This is a genomic window from Streptomyces sp. NBC_00236, from assembly GCF_036195045.1.
Taxonomy (GTDB): domain Bacteria; phylum Actinomycetota; class Actinomycetes; order Streptomycetales; family Streptomycetaceae; genus Streptomyces.
In genome coordinates this window covers 6,375,109-6,392,714 of record NZ_CP108100.1, presented here as the reverse complement: position 1 = coordinate 6,392,714, position 17,606 = coordinate 6,375,109, and the positions used below count along the sequence as shown (strand labels likewise).

General features: G+C 69.1%; 9 protein-coding genes, 1 tRNA gene and 1 rRNA gene. 1 reads left to right on the top strand and 10 read right to left on the bottom strand.

Translation table 11 applies throughout. The features are described 5' to 3' along the window. Nucleotides 1-182: 182 nt before the first annotated feature. The 8 genes from OG446_RS28640 to OG446_RS28605 all read right to left on the bottom strand — a co-directional run bounded on the left by OG446_RS28640 (nt 183) and on the right by OG446_RS28605 (nt 14,075). Entirely contained in the window at nt 183-566 is a 384-nt protein-coding gene (locus OG446_RS28640) for a helix-turn-helix domain-containing protein (protein ID WP_148021270.1), read from the bottom strand. Nucleotides 567-675: 109 nt separating this feature from the next. Then, nucleotides 676-1,185, bottom strand: a complete 510-nt coding sequence (locus tag OG446_RS28635; protein ID WP_328896706.1) for a CinA family protein — start codon at nt 1,183-1,185, stop codon at nt 676-678. Next, complete coding sequence (gene pgsA, locus OG446_RS28630) at nt 1,182-2,054, bottom strand: CDP-diacylglycerol--glycerol-3-phosphate 3-phosphatidyltransferase (protein WP_328896705.1); 873 nt, start codon at nt 2,052-2,054, stop codon at nt 1,182-1,184. The genes OG446_RS28635 and pgsA overlap by 4 nt, the downstream gene beginning before the upstream one ends. Then, a complete protein-coding gene (gene rimO, locus OG446_RS28625) occupies nt 2,051-3,529 on the bottom strand; it encodes a 30S ribosomal protein S12 methylthiotransferase RimO (RefSeq protein ID WP_328896704.1) in 1,479 nt (492 codons plus the stop codon). The genes pgsA and rimO overlap by 4 nt, the downstream gene beginning before the upstream one ends. Before the next feature lie 132 nt (nt 3,530-3,661). After that, on the bottom strand, nt 3,662-4,462 hold the full coding sequence (locus OG446_RS28620) for a helix-turn-helix domain-containing protein (RefSeq protein ID WP_219573080.1): 801 nt from the start codon (nt 4,460-4,462) through the stop codon (nt 3,662-3,664). 204 nt (nt 4,463-4,666) lie between these two features. Next, nucleotides 4,667-7,441, bottom strand: coding sequence for a DNA translocase FtsK (locus tag OG446_RS28615; RefSeq protein ID WP_328896703.1), 2,775 nt, complete (start codon nt 7,439-7,441; stop codon nt 4,667-4,669). A gap of 239 nt (nt 7,442-7,680) precedes the next feature. After that, the gene (locus tag OG446_RS28610) at nt 7,681-8,358 is read right to left on the bottom strand and encodes a response regulator (protein WP_148021264.1); all 678 of its coding nucleotides are present in this window, start codon (nt 8,356-8,358) and stop codon (nt 7,681-7,683) included. Between the two features lie 245 nt (nt 8,359-8,603). Further along, on the bottom strand, nt 8,604-14,075 hold the full coding sequence (locus OG446_RS28605) for a HAMP domain-containing protein (RefSeq protein WP_328896702.1): 5,472 nt from the start codon (nt 14,073-14,075) through the stop codon (nt 8,604-8,606). Between the two features lie 401 nt (nt 14,076-14,476). On the opposite strand from OG446_RS28605, the gene OG446_RS28600 reads away from it, so the two are divergent. Then, on the top strand, nt 14,477-17,107 hold the full coding sequence (locus tag OG446_RS28600) for a SpoIIE family protein phosphatase (protein WP_328896701.1): 2,631 nt from the start codon (nt 14,477-14,479) through the stop codon (nt 17,105-17,107). An 83-nt stretch (nt 17,108-17,190) separates the two neighbouring features. Here OG446_RS28600 and OG446_RS28595 read toward each other — a convergent pair. Together OG446_RS28595 and rrf are read right to left on the bottom strand one after the other, a co-directional pair. After that, nucleotides 17,191-17,263 (bottom strand) — tRNA-Thr (locus OG446_RS28595). A gap of 218 nt (nt 17,264-17,481) precedes the next feature. Beyond that, nucleotides 17,482-17,598, bottom strand: a 5S ribosomal RNA gene (gene rrf, locus OG446_RS28590). Nucleotides 17,599-17,606 lie beyond the last annotated feature (8 nt).

The window sequence follows — 17,606 nt, the reverse complement described above, 5'->3', positions numbered from 1 at the left end:
CTGCCCGCAAGGAGCACGCCAACACCCCGGACCGGGCAGTCGTCCGGGCCGGCCCGGACCGCCCGAAGGCCACTGGGCCGTCCCGGTCACACCCCCGTCCACGGGCCCGCGGACGCACAGAAGCCCCGGTCCGCCCGCTGAGGGGAGGACCGGGGCTCCGGCGTCACACCGAACCGAGCGGGTCAAGCGGCGACGACATCCACCGCTTCCGCAGGCGCCTTGATGGTCACCCGCCCCGTCGGCACACCCGTCACCGACGAAACGGAGACGGAATTGAGCATGGGGCGCACCGGTACAGGTACCGGATCGCTGGCCGCTGCCGACTCGGCCAGTTCGGCCAGGGACAGCTCATCGCTCACTTCACGCATGAGCTCGGACATCCGTACATCAAGCGCGTCGCAAATGGCGGAGAGCAGTTCGGAGGATGCCTCCTTCTGCCCCCGCTCCACCTCGGAGAGATAGCCGAGCGAAACTCGGGCGGACGAGGAGACTTCGCGCAGAGTACGGCCTTGGCGCTGGCGCTGCCGACGCAGCACGTCACCAAGCAGGCGACGGAGCAGAATCATCGGTGGCTCCCTCCTCGGACCGCGTAGCCGCATCCTTCACGCCCCACCGTACCGCCTAGCGCTGCGGCCGTGCGGGGAGCGATGTCGTGTTCACTCAGGGCTGCAAACATCAATTCCCCCCGTTGTGTTCCGTATCCTGTGCGCTCGCGTACCCGCCGAGTTCGCCGGAGAGCAGTTCGAGCACGCTCCGTACGCTCTTCCTACGGATGTCCGCCCGTCCGCCGTTCAACCGCAACGCGGTCACTTTCCCGGCGTCAAAGGGCCCGCAGACTGCGACGAAGACCGTTCCGACCGGGTGGCCGTCCTGCGTATCGGGACCGGCTACGCCGGTCGTCGCCGCTCCCCAGTCTGCACCGAGCGCCCGGCGTACGCCTGCTGCCATCTGGCGCGCGACCTCGGCGTCCACTGCCCCTCGTGCCGCCAGAAGCTCCGCGTCCACGCCCAGGACTTCACTCTTGAGGGGGGTCGCATAAGCCGTCACGGACCCGCGGAAGGCCTGCGAGGCACCGGGTACGGACGTCAGCTCCGCCGCGACCAGGCCGCCGGTGAGTGACTCGGCGACGGCGAGGGTCTCCCCCCGCCCCACGAGCAGCCGCAGCACCTGGGCCGCGGCTGTCACCGCTCGGCCTCCGCGGCGCCCCGGTTCCCGGACACCCGCTCCGGGTCGCCGGGCCCGTCGGAGGCGGCCCCGGCAGTCTCGGCACCGTGGGAGGAGCCATGAGCATCGCGAGGAGAAGCGTCGCGAGAGGCACCCCGGGAGGCCTTGCGAGTGGCCCGCCCGTCGTCCTTGGCGCTCTCCAGAGCCGCCTCGGCGTTCTCGGCGGCCTCCTGGGCCGCGGCGGCCTTCTCCGCCCTGAGCCCCTGGCGCCGCAGCACGACGGCCTGGCGCACGTAGTCCAGGCCGGTGACGACCGTCAGCACGACCGCCACCGCCATCACCCAGAAGCGCAGCGTGGCCAGCGGACCGGTCAGCGCCAGGACGTACATCCCGACAGCGGTCCCCTGGGCCAGCGTCTTCATCTTCCCGCCGCGACTGGCGGGAATCACACCGTGGCGGATCACCCAGAACCGCATCAGCGTGATGCCGAGTTCCCGGAAGAGGATCACGCCGGTGACCCACCAGGGCAGGTCCCCGAGATAGGACAGGCAGATCAGCGCAGCGCCCATGATCGCCTTGTCCGCGATCGGGTCGGCGATCTTCCCGAAGTCGGTGACCAGGTTGTACTTACGCGCCAGATGCCCGTCGAACACATCGGTGATCATCGCGACGGCGAACGCGGCCCAGGCGATGGAACGCCAGGCCGGGTCGTATCCGCCGTCGTGAAGCAGCAGCACGACGAACCCGGGGACCAGGACCAGCCGAGCCATGGTGAGGAGATTGGCGATGTTCCACAGGCTGGCCTGATTGACGGCCGCAGCACCCAGTTTTCCGCCGCGGGCCGGCGTCGCGCCGGAACCGTCTGCCGCGGATGCCGGGACTCCGGTCATCTGGCTACCTCCGCAAGTTCACAGCTCTCCGCCACCAGGTCCACGCCTTCGGTGCCCACTACCTTCGCCTCGACCATACGGCCCGGGACAAGTCCTTCGCGTGCGGTGAAGAGCACCTGTCCGTCCGTTTCGGGCGCCTGGTGGGCGGCTCGGCCCACGGCACGCGGCTCGTCCTCGGTGGGCTCGACCGACTCGACCAGCACCTGGAGCGACTCGCCGAGGCGCTCCTCGGCCCGCTGCGAGGTCAGCTCCTCGGCCAGCTGCGAGATGTGCGCCAGGCGCTCGGCGATCGTGTCGGCGTCCAGCTTGTTCTCGTAGCCGACCGCCTCCGTACCGTCCTCGTCGGAGTAGCCGAAGACGCCGATGGCGTCGAGGCGGGCGCCGGTGAGGAACCGTTCCAGCTCAGCCAGGTCCGCCTCGGTCTCCCCGGGGAAGCCCACGATGAAGTTGGAGCGGGCACCGGCCTGCGGTGCCTTGCTCCGGATGGTGTGCAGGAGCTCCAGGAAGCTGTCGGTGTCACCGAAGCGCCGCATCGCGCGCAGCACGCCGGGGGCCGAGTGCTGGAAGGACAGGTCGAAGTAGGGCGCGACCTTCGGCGTGGACGTCAGGACGTCGATCAGACCGGGCCGCATCTCGGCGGGCTGCAGATAGCTGACCCGGATGCGCTCGATCCCCTCGACGTCCGCGAGCTCCGGAAGCAGTGTCTCCAGGAGGCGGATGTCGCCCAGGTCCTTGCCGTACGAGGTGTTGTTCTCGGAGACCAGCATGACCTCCTTCACACCCTGCTCCGCCAGCCAGCGCGTCTCGCCCAGGACGTCCGAGGGCCGCCGCGAGATGAAGGAGCCGCGGAAGGACGGGATGGCGCAGAAGGAGCAGCGGCGGTCGCAGCCCGAGGCCAGCTTCACGGAGGCGACGGGGCTGGTGCCCAGCCGTCGGCGCAGGGGCGCCCGGGGACCGGAGACCGGCGCGACGCCGTCCGGGAGGTCGGCGGGCGGCGGCGTGGCCTCCTGGGCGTGGCCGGGCAGGGCCACGGCTGCGTCCTGGCGGTCTGCCGGGCTGATGGGCAGCAGCTTGCGGCGGTCGCGCGGGGTGTGGGAGGCGTGGATGCCGCCGTTGAGGATGGTCTGGAGGCGGTCGGAGATGTCTGCGTAGTCGTCGAATCCGAGGACTCCGTCCGCCTCCGGCAGGGCCTCGGCGAGGTCCTTGCCGTAGCGCTCGGCCATGCAGCCGACGGCGACGACGGCCTGGGTCCGGCCGTGGTCCTTCAGATCATTGGCTTCGAGCAGGGCATCGACGGAGTCCTTCTTGGCGGCCTCGACGAATCCACAGGTGTTGACGACGGCGACATCGGCATCGGAGGCATCCTCGACGAGCTCCCAGCCGTCCGCTGCCAAGCGGCCTGCGAGCTCCTCCGAGTCCACCTCGTTACGGGCGCAGCCAAGAGTGACAAGGGCGACGGTACGGCGTTCGGGCATGGGCTCAAGACTACTTTGTCCCGGCACTGGCCCCGCCGTGCAGGGTTCGACCGTTACAGGGAGTGACAAAGGCGGCGGGCGCCCGGCACGATGGCCGGGCGCCCGCCGCCCTGTGAACTGCCGGATCCGGGGTCAGCCGACCTCGGGGTCGCCCTTGGTGTAGGAGAGCCGCTCGACCTGTCCGGGCTGGAACTGGTCCTCGACCTTCTTGCCGTTGACGAAGAGTTCGATCGAACCGGCGTCGCCGAGGACGAGGTCGACCCGCTCCTTGTCCTGGAAGGTCTTCGTCTCGCCCTGCTGGAGGGTTCCGTCGAAGAGGGACCGGCCGTTGTGGTCCTTGGCGGAGATCCAGCTCTTGCCCTGGCTCGCACTGAGCTTGACCGTCACCTTGTCCTGGGGCGCTGCCGCGATGGCACTGTCCGAGGGGGCCGGCTTGGGGTCGACGGGCTTGCTGGAGGCCGGTTTGGGGGTGATCTTGTCGGATGTCGGGCCTTCGGCGACCTGGCCGGCGGTCGAGGGCTCGTCACCGCCCTTGAAGAAGGTGAAGCCGACGAATCCGACGACGGCCACGATGGCCGCGACCATGGCCGCGGTCCAGTTGGGCCGCCGGGGTTCGGAACGGATCCGCTCGGCCTCGAACAGCGGGGCCGCGGGCGTGGGCGCGGGACGGCCGCCGTGCTCGGCGTCGTACTGCGAAACCAGCGGTTCCGGTTCGGTGCCTACGGCACGTGCGAGCGTTCGGATATGGCCGCGGGCGTACACGTCGCCGCCGCAGCGGGAGAAGTCGTCCTCCTCGATCGCGTGCACGATGGGGATGCGCACCCGGGTGGACGTGCTGACCTCTTCGACCGTGAGACCTGCGGCGATGCGAGCCTGCTGAAGCACTCGACCGATCGAAGGCCGGTCGTCTTCGGGGGAGTTGCCGATGGACACGGGGGCGCCTTTCGAGCGTGAGCCACCTGCTGGGTGTTCAGTCTAGGGGGGGTACGAAAGGGTGGGGCAACCGGGAGGGAGGACTTTGTACGCCATCAGATTCGAACAGAGTCGGATTCGCCGGACCGCCCCGGGAGGAAACATCATGCTGTCCCTCCCTTCAACTTGACGTACGGCCCGGCGAAACGGTTGCCCGCAAAACCCTTACGAACCGGTTTCCCCACGGATCAGTGCCAACACCCCGTCGAGTTCGTCCGGTTTCACCATGACATCGCGCGCCTTGGAGCCCTCGCTCGGGCCGACGATGTTGCGCGACTCCATCAGGTCCATCAGCCGTCCGGCCTTCGCGAACCCCACCCGCAGCTTGCGCTGGAGCATCGAGGTGGACCCGAACTGAGTGGAGACGACCAGCTCAGCGGCCTGGCACAGCAGATCCAGATCGTCGCCGATGTCCTCGTCGATCTCCTTCTTCTGCTTCGTCCCGACCACCACGTCGTCCCGGAAGACGGGGGCCATCTGGTCCTTGCAGTGCTGCACGACCGCCGCGACCTCGTCCTCGGTGACGAAGGCGCCCTGCATGCGGGTCGGCTTGTTCGCCCCCATCGGCAGGAACAGTCCGTCACCCTTTCCGATGAGCTTTTCGGCTCCGGGCTGGTCGAGGATGACGCGGCTGTCGGCCAGCGACGAGGTGGCGAAGGCGAGCCGGGAGGGCACGTTCGCCTTGATCAGACCGGTGACGACGTCCACCGAGGGACGCTGGGTGGCGAGCACCAGATGGATTCCGGCCGCGCGGGCCAGCTGGGTGATGCGGACGATCGAGTCCTCGACGTCGCGGGGGGCCACCATCATGAGGTCGGCCAGCTCGTCGACGATCACCAGCAGGTACGGGTACGGCGACAGCTCCCGCTCGCTGCCCTCCGGCGTCTTGAGCTTGCCGGTGCGCACCGCGTGGTTGAAGTCGTCGATGTGCCGGTAGCCGAACGCGGCGAGGTCGTCGTAGCGCAGGTCCATCTCGCGCACGACCCACTGGAGCGCCTCGGCCGCCTTCTTGGGATTGGTGATGATCGGCGTGATCAGGTGCGGAATGCCCTCGTAGGCGGTCAGCTCCACGCGCTTGGGGTCGACCAGCACCATCCGGACGTCCTCCGGAGTCGCCCTTATCATCACCGAGGTGATCAGGCAGTTGATGCAGGAGGACTTACCGGAACCGGTGGCACCGGCCACCAGGACGTGCGGCATCTTCGCGAGATTGGCCATCTCGTAACCGCCCTCGACGTTCTTGCCGAGTGCGACCAGCATCGGGTGGTCGTCCTCCGCCGCGTCCGCGAGCCGCAGCACGTCACCGAGGTTGACCATCTCCCGGTCGGAGTTGGGGATCTCGATGCCGACGGCCGACTTCCCCGGGATCGGGGAGATGATCCGGACGTCCGGACTGGCGACGGCGTACGCGATGTTCTTGGCGAGCGCGGTGATCCGCTCCACCTTCACGGCGGGCCCGAGCTCCACCTCGTACCGCGTGACCGTGGGACCGCGGGTGAACCCGGTGACGGCGGCGTCCACCTTGAACTCGGTGAAGACGTTGGTCAGTGACGCGACGATCGCGTCGTTGGCGGCGCTGCGGGTCTTGCCCGGGCCGCCGCGCTCCAGCAGGTCGAGGGAGGGCAGCGAGTAGGTGATGTCGCCCGAGAGCTGGAGCTGCTCCGCGCGGGGCGGCAGCGGCTGCGACTCCGAGCGGTCGGGTACCGGCTTCGTCAGGTCGGGCACGCCCCCGGCGGGCGAGCCGGACCTCTCCCCCGGCCTCCGGCCCGGCTCCGCCTCCCTGGCGCCGGGCACCGGCGTGCCCGCGCGCTCGCGGTCCACCGAGACGCCCTGGGTGAGGTCGGCGACGACCGGCGACGGCGGCATGCCGTTGAGCACCGCCCCGTCGAGTGCGGCAGCCGCGGCGGCGGCGACGTCCACGGCGTCCATGGTGCGGTTCATGGCCGGCTGCACGGAGGGCCTGCGCGGCCTGCGGCGCTTGGAGAGCGCGTCGGTCTCCGCCCGGTCCGGGTCGTACTCCTCGGGCGTCTCGGAGCGGCGGGCCGACGAGCGGCGTGAACGGGCCGGCAGCGACTCGCGCCACTGCTCGTCGTACCGCTCGTCGTCGTCCTCGTCCAGCGCCTCGGGGTCGTACACCGGATCGATGATTCCCAGCTTGGCGCCGAGCAGTCGCAGCCGCTGCGGAATGGCGTTCACCGGGGTGGCCGTCACGACCAGCAGTCCGAAGACGGTCAGCAGCAGGAGCAGCGGTACGGCGAGCACCTCGCCCATGGTGAAGATCAGCGGCTTGGACGCGGCCCAGCCGATGAGGCCCCCCGCGTCCTGCATGGCCTCGGTGCCGTCCTCGCGTCCCGGCGAGCCGCACGCGATGTGGACCTGCCCGAGCACCCCGATGACGAGTGCGGAGAGCCCGATGACGATCCGGCCGTTGGCTTCGGGCTTCTCCGGATACAGGATCAGCCGTACGGCGACGGAGCCCAGCAGTATCGGTACGAGGAGGTCGAGCCGGCCGAAGGCTCCGGTGACGAGCATCTCGACGAGGTCACCGACCGGGCCACGCAGGTTCGACCACGTACCCGCGGCCACGATCAGCGCGAGGCCGAGCAGCAGCAGCGCGACGCCGTCCTTGCGGTGAGCGGGGTCGAGCCCCTTGGCGCCGCGCCCTATGCCGCGGAACATCGCGCCGACGGCGTGGGCCGCTCCGAGCCAGACGGCGCGCACCAGGCGGTACACACCACCGGTGGGCGACGGCGCCGGTTTGGGCGCGGCGGCCTTCTTGGCCACCGCCTTCTTCGCGGGTGCCTTCTTGGCTGGTGCGGTCTTCTTCGCCGCGGTCTTCTTGGCGGGCGCGGCTTTCTTCGCCGGGCCCGGGGCACGGCCGGCGCGCTTCGCGGTGCCCGCGGTGCCCTGGGAACCCTTGCCGGACGTACGTGAGGCCATGGGGCCGAGGTTACCGGTGTCTGCGGCAGTGAACACGTGCGCGTGCCGGTTCACCCGACCGTGTCGCCCTACAACGGCCGCAAACTGACGCGCACTCACCGGCCGGGCGACGCGACACCGGCACCGGGCGAGGTGGCCCCGAGCAGGGCCACCACCGCCGAACCGCCTCGTTCACCGGCCAGTTGGCGCATTGCCGACCCGAGGCATCCGCTCAGGAGCGGCGGTGCGGTCGGCGGACGTTACGAGGGGAGGCCGGCCGGCCCGCCCGCCGTACCGGGTTCCAGCGCGTCCAACGCCCGGCGCAGCCCGGTCAGCTTCCGTTCGAGATGAGCGGCGGTGGCCACGGCTCCGGCGTCCGCCGACTCGTCGTCGAGCTGCTTGGAGAGGGCCTCGGCCTGCTCCTCGACTGCCGCAAGCCGTGCGGAAAGTTCGGCCAGCAGTCCGGCCGGCTCCTTCTCCCGGTTCGCGCCCGCCTGCCCGCCACCCTCCAGCTGGAGGCGCAGCAGCGCCGCCTGCTCACGCAGCTGGCAGTTCTTCATGTACAGCTCGACGAAGACGGAGACCTTGGCACGCAGCACCCAGGGATCGAACGGCTTCGAGATGTAGTCCACCGCGCCGGCCGCATAGCCCCGGAAGGTGTGATGCGGACCATGGTTGATCGCGGTGAGAAAGATGATCGGGATGTCCCGGGTCCGTTCCCGCCGCTTGATGTGCGCCGCGGTTTCGAAACCGTCCATGCCCGGCATCTGGACGTCCAGCAGAATCACCGCGAAGTCGTCCGTGAGCAGCGCTTTGAGCGCTTCCTCCCCTGACGATGCCCGCACCAGTGTCTGATCGAGCGCAGAGAGGATGGCCTCCAGCGCCAGCAGATTCTCCGGCCGGTCATCGACCAGGAGGATCTTGGCCTTCTGCACCATGGCCCGTCCTCCTCGCCCCGGAATTGCACCGGGCGCCGCCCCAGGGGACGGCACCCTTACGCCGTCCGTCCTTGTGCCGGTCATGGTAGCCGCACCCCGGCTGCCACCACACCCTGTCACCGCGATGTCACTGTGCACACAGGGAAAACGCGGCGAGAGACCAGAAGGTTCCCCGAAATCCGCGTTCCCACACTCCTTCCGACACGGCGAGTCAACACATCACGATCGATTCGCTCAACTCACGATCACTCTCCGCGCATCCACTGCTCCATTACCGAGAGAAGATGATCGGAATCGACCGGCTTGGTGACGTAGTCGGATGCGCCGGATTCGATGGCCTTCTCGCGGTCGCCCTTCATCGCCTTCGCCGTCAACGCGATGATCGGCAGACCGGCGAACTGCGGCATCCTGCGGATCGCCGAGGTCGTCGCGTATCCGTCCATCTCCGGCATCATGATGTCCATCAGCACGACCGTCACATCGTCGTGCTGCTCCAGGACTTCGATCCCCTCACGCCCGTTCTCCGCGTACAGCACCGAAAGGCCGTGCTGCTCCAGCACGCTGGTGAGCGCGAAGACGTTACGGATGTCGTCATCGACGATCAGTACCTTCTCGCCACCGAACCGGAACGTCCTGCGGACCTCGGGCTCCTCCTGGCCGCCGAGCGTCCACGGCTCCTGCGGAGCCGGCCGCTCCATGGAGGAGGAGGCCCGGGGCGGCAGTGCGGGCTGCTGCTGCGTCCCGCCCAGCGCCTTGCGCCGACGCCTGGACAGCCCTGCCGCGCCACCCTGGTCGTACGCGTTGCCCGGCACCCCTGAGGCCTCCCCGAAGGTCTGGAAGCCGGGTCCGTGGCCCTGCCCCGCCTCGGGCAGCCGGCCGCTCTCGACCGCCGCGCCGTGCACCTCGATGGGCCCGGGGCCGATCTGCGGGTAGCCCTGCGGCGGGAGTTCGCTCGGGTGCAGCGGCAGGTACAGCGTGAACGTCGAGCCGCGGCCCGGCTCGCTCGCCGCATGGATCTCGCCGCCCAGCAGCCGGGCGATCTCCCGGCTGATGGAGAGACCCAGGCCGGTACCGCCGTACTTGCGGCTGGTCGTCCCGTCCGCCTGCTTGAACGCCTCGAAGATCACCAGCATCTTGCTGGACGCGATCCCGATACCGGTGTCGGTCACCGAGAAGGCGATCAGATCGGCGTCGGCGTCCCGCAGCGAACCGGCTTCCAGCAACTGCTCACGGATGGCGTTCGGCACCTCGGCACCCGCGTGCCGGATCACCAGCTCGACGGCGCCGCTGTCGGTGAACTTCACCGCGTTGGAGAGCAGATTGCGCAGCACCTGCAGCAGCCGCTGTTCGTCGGTGTGCAGCGTGGCCGGAAGTTCCGGCGACACCCGTACGGAGAAATCCAGCCCCTTTTCCGCGGTGAGCGGCCGGAACGTCGCCTCCACGTAATCGACCAGCTGAACCAGCGCGATCCGGGTCGGACTGACGTCCATCTTGCCCGCCTCGACCTTCGACAGATCGAGGATGTCGTTGATCAGCTGGAGCAGATCGGAACCCGCCCCGTGGATCGTCTCGGCGAATTCCACCTGCTTCGGCGACAGGTTGCCCTCGGCGTTGTCCGCCAGGAGTTTGGCCAGAATGAGCAGCGAGTTGAGCGGTGTCCGCAGCTCGTGGGACATGTTCGCCAGGAACTCCGACTTGTACCGCATGGAGACAGCGAGCTGTTCGGCGCGTTCCTCCAGGACCTGGCGCGCCTCCTCGATCTCGGTGTTCTTGACCTCGATGTCGCGGTTCTGCTGGGCCAGCAGCTCGGCCTTCTCCTCCAGTTCGGCATTGGACGCCTGGAGCGCCTTCTGCCGGTTCTCCAACTCCTGCGACCGGTCACGCAATTGCTCGGTGAGCTCCTGCGACTGCTCCAGCAGTTTCTCCGTCGTGGTGTTGACGCTGATCGTGTTGACACTGGTCGCGATCATCTCGGCGAGTTGGTTGAGGAAGTCCCGCTGGATGTGGGTGAACGGCTGGAAGGAGGCCAGTTCGATCACCCCGAGGACCTTCCCCTCGAAGAGCACCGGCAGCACGATGACATGCGCGGGAGGCGCCTCACCCAGACCGGAGGAGATCTTCAGGTACCCCGGCGGCACGTTGTCCACCTGGATCGTCCGCTTCTCCTCGGCCGCCGTGCCGATGAGCGTCTCGCCGGGCCGGAAGGACGTCGGCATGGAACCCGCCGAATAGCCGTAGCTGCCGCGCATGCGGAGCTCGTAGGCACCCTCCCTGTCGCCCTCCGCGCCCAGCGCGTCGGTTTCCCCGGTCGCCATCGCGAGGAAGAAGGCACCGTGCTGCGCGGAGACGACGGGCGTTAGCTCACTCATGATCAGCGAGGCCACGTCGTCCAGATCGCGCCGGCCCTGCATCAGGCCGGAGATCCGCGCGAGGTTGCCCTTGAGCCAGTCCTGCTCCTTGTTGGTGGCTGTCGTGTCGCGCAGGTTGGCGATCATCGTGTTGATGTTGTCCTGCAGGGCCTGGATCTCGCCCGCGGCATCCACATCGATCTTGAGATTGAGATCGCCGCGGGTCACCGCGGTGGCGACGGCCGCGATGGCACGCACCTGACGGGTCAGGTTCCCGGCCATCTCGTTCACGGACTCCGTGAGGTCGCGCCAGGTGCCGTCCACGTCCCTGACCCGCGCCTGGCCGCCCAGCTGCCCCTCGGTTCCCACCTCGCGGGCCACCCGGGTCACCTGCTCGGCGAACGAGGACAGCTGGTCGACCATCGTGTTGATGGTGTTCTTCAGCTCCAGGATCTCGCCGCGCGCGTCAATATCGATCTTCTTGGTGAGATCGCCCTTCGCGATGGCCGTGGTGACGGTGGCGATCTGGCGCACCTGCCCGGTCAGGTTGGACGCCATCGAGTTCACGGACTCCGTGAGGTCCTTCCACGTACCGGAGACCCCGGGGACGCGCGCCTGGCCGCCCAGCTCGCCCTCCGTGCCCACCTCGCGGGCCACCCGGGTCACCTCGTCGGCGAACGAGGACAGGGTCGTCACCATCGTGTTGACGGTGTCGGCCAGCTCGGCGACCTCGCCGCGCGCCTCGACCGTGACCTTCTTCGTCAGGTCCCCGTTGGCGACCGCGGACGAGACCCGGGAGATGTTCCGCACCTGACTGGTCAGGTTGTTGGCCATCAGGTTGACGTTCTCGCTGAGGTCCTTCCAGATGCCCGTCGCACCGCGCACCCGGGCCTGGCCGCCGAGGATGCCCTCGGTGCCCACCTCCCGGGCGACCCGCGTCACCTCGTCACCGAAGTTCATCAGCTGGTCGACCATCGTGTTGACGGTCGTCACCAGTTCGAGGATCTCGCCCTTGGCGTCGACGGTGATCTTCTTGGAGAGATCACCGTTGGCGACCGCGGTGGTGACCTCGGCGATGTTGCGGACCTGGAGGGTCAGGTTGTTCGCCATGCCGTTGACGGACTGGGTGAGGTCCTTCCACGTACCGGACACCCCCTGCACCTCGGCCTGACCACCGAGAATGCCCTCCGTACCCACCTCACGCGCGACCCGGGTCACCTGCTCCGCGAAGTTCGAGAGCTGGTCGACCATCGTGTTGAGGGTGTTCTTCAGCTCCAGGATCTCGCCGCGCGCGTCCACGTCGATCTTCTGCGACAGGTCACCCCGCGCCACCGCCGTGGCGACCTGGGCGATGTTACGGACCTGAGCGGTGAGGTTCCCCGCCATGCCGTTCACCGAGTCGGTCAGATCGCGCCACACACCGGCCACGCCGGGCACCTGGGCCTGACCGCCGAGACGCCCGTCCGTGCCCACCTCGCGCGCCACCCGGGTCACCTGCTCGGCGAAGGCGGACAACTGGTCGACCATCGTGTTGATGGTGTTCTTCAGCTCCAGGATCTCGCCGCGCGCGTCCACGTCGATCTTCTGCGACAGGTCACCCCGCGCCACCGCAGTGGTCACCTGCGCGATCTGGCGCACCTGGGAGGTCAGGTTCCCCGCCATGAAGTTGACGGAGTCGGTGAGCTCCTTCCACGTACCGGAGACGCCGTCGACCCGTGCCTGACCGCCGAGGCGGCCCTCCGTGCCCACGTCCCGCGCCATGCGCGTCACCTGGTCGGCGAAGGAGGACAACTGCGCGACCATCGTGTTGACGGTGTTCTTCAGCTCCAGCATCTCGCCGGCCACATCGACCGTGACCTTCTGCGACAGGTCGCCGTTGGCGACCGCCGTCGTCACCTGCGCGATGTCACGCACCTGACCCGTCAGGTTCCGGAACGCCGTATTGACGGAGTCCGTGAGGTCCTTCCACGTACCCGCCGCGCCCGGCACCTCGGCCTGGCCGCCCAGCCGGCCCTCGACGCCGACCTCCCGGGCCACCCGGGTCACTTCCGAACCGAACGACTGAAGCTGGTCGACCATCGTGTTGACGGTGTTCTTCAGTTCCAGCATCTCGCCGGCCACGTCGACGGTGACCTTCTGCGTCATGTCACCGCTGGCGACCGCCGTCGTCACCTGCGCGATGTCCCGCACCTGGGTCGTCAGGTTGCGGAAGACGGTGTTCACCGAGTCGGTGAGGTCCTTCCAGGTGCCCGCGGCACCCGGCACCTGCGCCTGGCCGCCGAGCAGACCCTCGCCACCGACCTCGCTGGCCACGCGTGTGACCTCGTCCGCGAAGGTCCGCAGCGTCTCCGTCATCTGGTTGATCGTCTCGGCGAGCTGCGCGACCTCGCCGCGCGCGCTCACCCGGACCTTCTGCGACAGGTCACCGTTGGCGACCGCCGTCGTCACCTCCGCGATGCCGCGCACCTGGGAGGTGAGGTTTCCGGCCATCGTGTTGACGGAGTCCGTGAGGTCCTTCCACACCCCGGCCACACCCGGAACCGTCGCCTGCCCGCCCAGCTCACCCTCGGTACCCACCTCGCGGGCGACGCGGGTCACCTCCGAGGAGAACGAGGACAACTGGTCGACCATCGTGTTCACGGTGTTCTTGAGCTGAGCCATCTCGCCGGCCACGTGGACGGTGACCTTCCGCGACAGATCACCCTTGGCCACCGCCGTCGTCACCAGGGCGATGTCGCGCACCTGCGCGGTCAGCCGGTACGCCATGGTGTTCACGGAGTCCGTCAGGTCCTTCCAGGACCCGGACATCCCGCGCACCTGGGCCTGGCCGCCCAGCTTGCCCTCGGTGCCCACCTCGACCGCGACCCGCGTCACCTGCTCGGTGAACGCCGACAGCTGGTCGACGAGGTTGTTGACCGTACGCGCGACCTTCAGGAACTCGCCGCGCAGCGGCCGTACCGTCTCGTCCGCCGTATGCGAACGCAGCTCCATCCGCTGCTCGAGGTCACCGTCGGCCACCGCCGACAGCACGCGTCCGACCTCCGAGACAGGACGCGCGAGATCATCGACCAGTTCGTTGGACGCGTCGATCGCGGCGGCCCAGGAGCCCTCGCAGGCCCCCGTCTCCAGCCGCTCGGTGAGCTTGCCCTCCCGGCCGACCACGCGCCGCACACGCGCGAGCTCACCCGTGAGATGCACGTTGCGGTCGGCGACCTCGTTGAAGACCGCCGCGAGCTCCGCCATGACACCGTCACCGGACACGGTCACCCGCCGGCGGAAGTTCCCGTCACGCATGGCCACCAGACCGGACAGCAGTCTGTTGAGTGCCGCGGCGTCGACTTCGACGGTTCCATTGCGCTGCTTCTTCACGGACTGTCCGCCTTTACTGCGCGTACCTGATCCCCGCGCCGCCACGTCAGACTCCACCGTGTCCCTCCCGCAGGGGTTGACCGAATCGCTCGGGCCTTGTCCGAGAGCTTGCCCAGATCCTCTGGGACTCACCGCCACAGCCCACCGTCGACGGGTGACCATGCGGACGTCAAATCGTTGAAACGTACCAGGCCGGAACAGGTCGGGGTGGAACCTCCCATGGTTGTCCCACATCCCTCCGAGGGGAAGCCCACACTTGTCCGGTCACAGGCCTGTTCCTGCCCGTCCCTGCCCGAACCCGGCCCTCGTGTATCCGGCACCTGCACGGAGCGTCTAGCCTGGCAGGCGAATCGAAGCGGCGAGAAACGGGCACAGGACTCGGGGAAGCGACGAGACACCATATGGGGAGTGCTGTGATCACGGCGCGCGCGGCTGCCACCTTCGACCCGGTGGGGCGTTCCGTCGCGACGGCCCGCGCCTTCGTCCGGGACACCCTCCAGGGGTGGGGGTACACCGACGTCGTCGACGACGCCGTCGTCCTCACCAGCGAGCTCGTCACGAACGCGGTGGTCCACGCGGGCACCACAGCGGACGTGCTGTGCCTGCGCACGGAGGACGGTGTCCGGGTCGAGGTCTCCGACCACTATCCGGAACGCGAGATCCCGCTCCAGTCCACCGGGCTGGACTTCGGCAGCCCCGACCGGGAGGGCGGCCGCGGCCTCCTCCTGTGCGCGGCGCTCGCTTCCCGCTGGGGGGTCGAGTACTCCCCGGCACACAAACACGTCTGGTTCCAGCTCGATCTCCCCGACCGTCCGGTGGGCATCCGCTCCGCGGGTCCGCTGCTCCCCGTCGGTCTGCTCCCCGTCACCGACGAACGGGTCAGGGTCGCCGTCGTCCAGATCGACAGCACGGGCTCCATCGCGGCGTGGAACGACGACGCCTCGTACCTGTTCGGGCACACGGCGGAACAGGTCACCGGCAAACAGTTCACCGACTTCACCGCCTGGCCACAGACGCCGGGCACCAACACCGGCATCGCCGACGCGCTGCGCCTCTCGCGCTGGGAGGGCAGCTACGGCATCCGGGCCGCCGACGGCCGCACGATCCAGGTCTACGGCTCCCATCTGCGCGTGCGGGACACCGAGGGCGAGCCCTCGACGGTGTGCCTGCTGGTGCGCGACTACGAGCGGGCCGTGCTCCAGTCGCCGGTACGCACTCCGGTCTCCGACGCGAACACGGAGAGCCGCACGACGGACCCCTTCGAGGTCTTCATCGGCTCCCCCGCCCCCGACGACCTCGACGGACTGCTCCAGCGCACCGTCGAGCGGGCCCGCGACATGCTCGACGCCGACGCGGCCTTCCTGCTGCTGGCGACGGACGACGAGACCGAACTGGAGGTACGGGCCACGACCGGCCTGCCCTCCGCCCGCCAGCGCTTCGCCCGCGTTCCCGTCGAGGCCGGCACGGGACGGTACGGTTCCGCCCGCATGCCCGCCGTGCACGAGGATCTCGACGCGGTACCCGGCGCCGTCCCGCTGCTCAGCGACACGGGCATGCGCTCGGTGGTCACGGTCCCCCTGAAGGTCGAGGGCCGGCTCACCGGCTCCCTCGGCGTCGCGGCCGAAGCCGCCGGCCGGTACTCCAACGAGGAGGCCCTGCGCCTCCAGTTCGCCGCCGACCGCATCGCCCTGGCCGTCGAGTCCGCCCGCCTGGGAGAGCTGGAACGGCTGCGCCGCGGCTCGCTCTCCTTCCTCGTCGAGGCGTCCGACCTGCTGGCCGGCACGCTCGACCGGGACCAGACACTGGCGCTGATGGCGCAGATGACCGTCCCCACCCTGGCCACGTGGTGCGCCGTCTACACGATCGCCGACCAGTCCTCGGACCCGTACCTCTCGTACGTCCTGCACGAGGACGAGGAGCTCATCGACGGCCTCAAGGCCCTGCTCTCCAAGATCTCCCCGCCCGACCCGGTGCCGACGCCGGGTGCCCGTGTCTGGTCCGCACCGTCCGAGGCCGCCCATGAGGCGGCCCTGCGCACCTCGATGCGCAGCATCGGCCTCGGTGACCCCGGCGCGCTCGGCGCGGGCATCCGTACGACGCTCGCCACCGCGGCCGCGGTCGGCGGCGAGACCGTGGTCCTTCCCCTTGTCGCCCGCAACCGGGTCATCGGCATGCTGACGCTCGGCAAGCCGTCCGACGACCACTTCCGACAGGAGATCCTGGAACTGGCCGAGGACCTCTCCCGCCGCGCGGCCCTCGCCCTGGACAACGCCCGCCTCTACTCGGAGCGCATGGCGATCAGCCAGTCCCTGCAGCGCAGCCTGCTGCCCCCGGGCCTTCCCGACGTCCCCAACGTCGAGATCGAGGTCATCTACCGGGCAGCCGGTGAGGGCAACGAGGTGGGCGGCGACTTCTACGACGTCTTCCCGATCCGTGACGGTGCCTACGGCTTCGCCATCGGCGACGTCTGCGGTACGGGCCCGGAGGCCGCGGCCGTGACAGGCCTGGCCCGGCACGCCCTGCGCCTGCTCGCCCGCGAGGGCTTCGGCGGCCCCGCCGTCCTGGAGCGGCTCAACGCCGCCATCCTCGACGAGGGAGCCCGCAGTCGCTTCCTGACCCTGCTGTACGGAGAGTTGTGGCCACAGGAGGACGGCAGCGCCCTTCTGAAGGTGGTCTGTGCCGGCCACCCGTTGCCGCTGCGCCTGCGCCAGGACGGCTCGGTCGAGGCGGCGGCGGATCCGCAGCCGCTGCTGGGTGTCATCGAGGACCTGGAGCTGTACGAGCAGACGGTGACGCTCGACCCGGGCGACGTCCTGCTGTGTGTGACCGACGGTGTCACCGAACGCCGGGAAGGCGCCCGCATGCTCGGCGACGACGGCCTCGCGGACGTGCTGGCCAACTGCACGGGCCTGACCGCCGGGGCGGTGGCCGCGCGCATCCTTCGGGCCGTGGAGCGATTTGCCGCCGAGCCGGCCTCGGACGACATGGCCATTCTCGCGATGCGTGTCCCCGAGCCGCAGGCCGCTCCGTAGCCCCTGCCGACCGGGCCCCGCTCAGAACGACTCCGGACACGCGAAAGGCCCCCGCCGTATGGCGGGGGCCTTTCGTCTGTACGAGCCCCAATGCGGAATCGAACCGCAGACCTTCTCCTTACCATGGAGACGCTCTACCGACTGAGCTATTGGGGCCTTGCTGCCCTGCGGCAACGAGCTAAAGCATACCCTGAACCAGGGGGTGTGCAAAACCGCCTGTCGCACCGTCACGGACCCGCCCACCAGGGGCGTTCCGAAGCCGCCGCCCCTCGGCACGAGCGACGCGTTCCCCCCTGACGGTGCGCCGGCGAACGGGTCCGGAACGCAGAAAAGCCCCGTGCCACAAGGGCACGGGGCTTAACTATTCAAAAGGAGTTCGGCGGCGTCCTACTCTCCCACAGGGTCCCCCCTGCAGTACCATCGGCGCTGAAAGGCTTAGCTTCCGGGTTCGGAATGTAACCGGGCGTTTCCCTAACGCAATGACCACCGAAACACTATG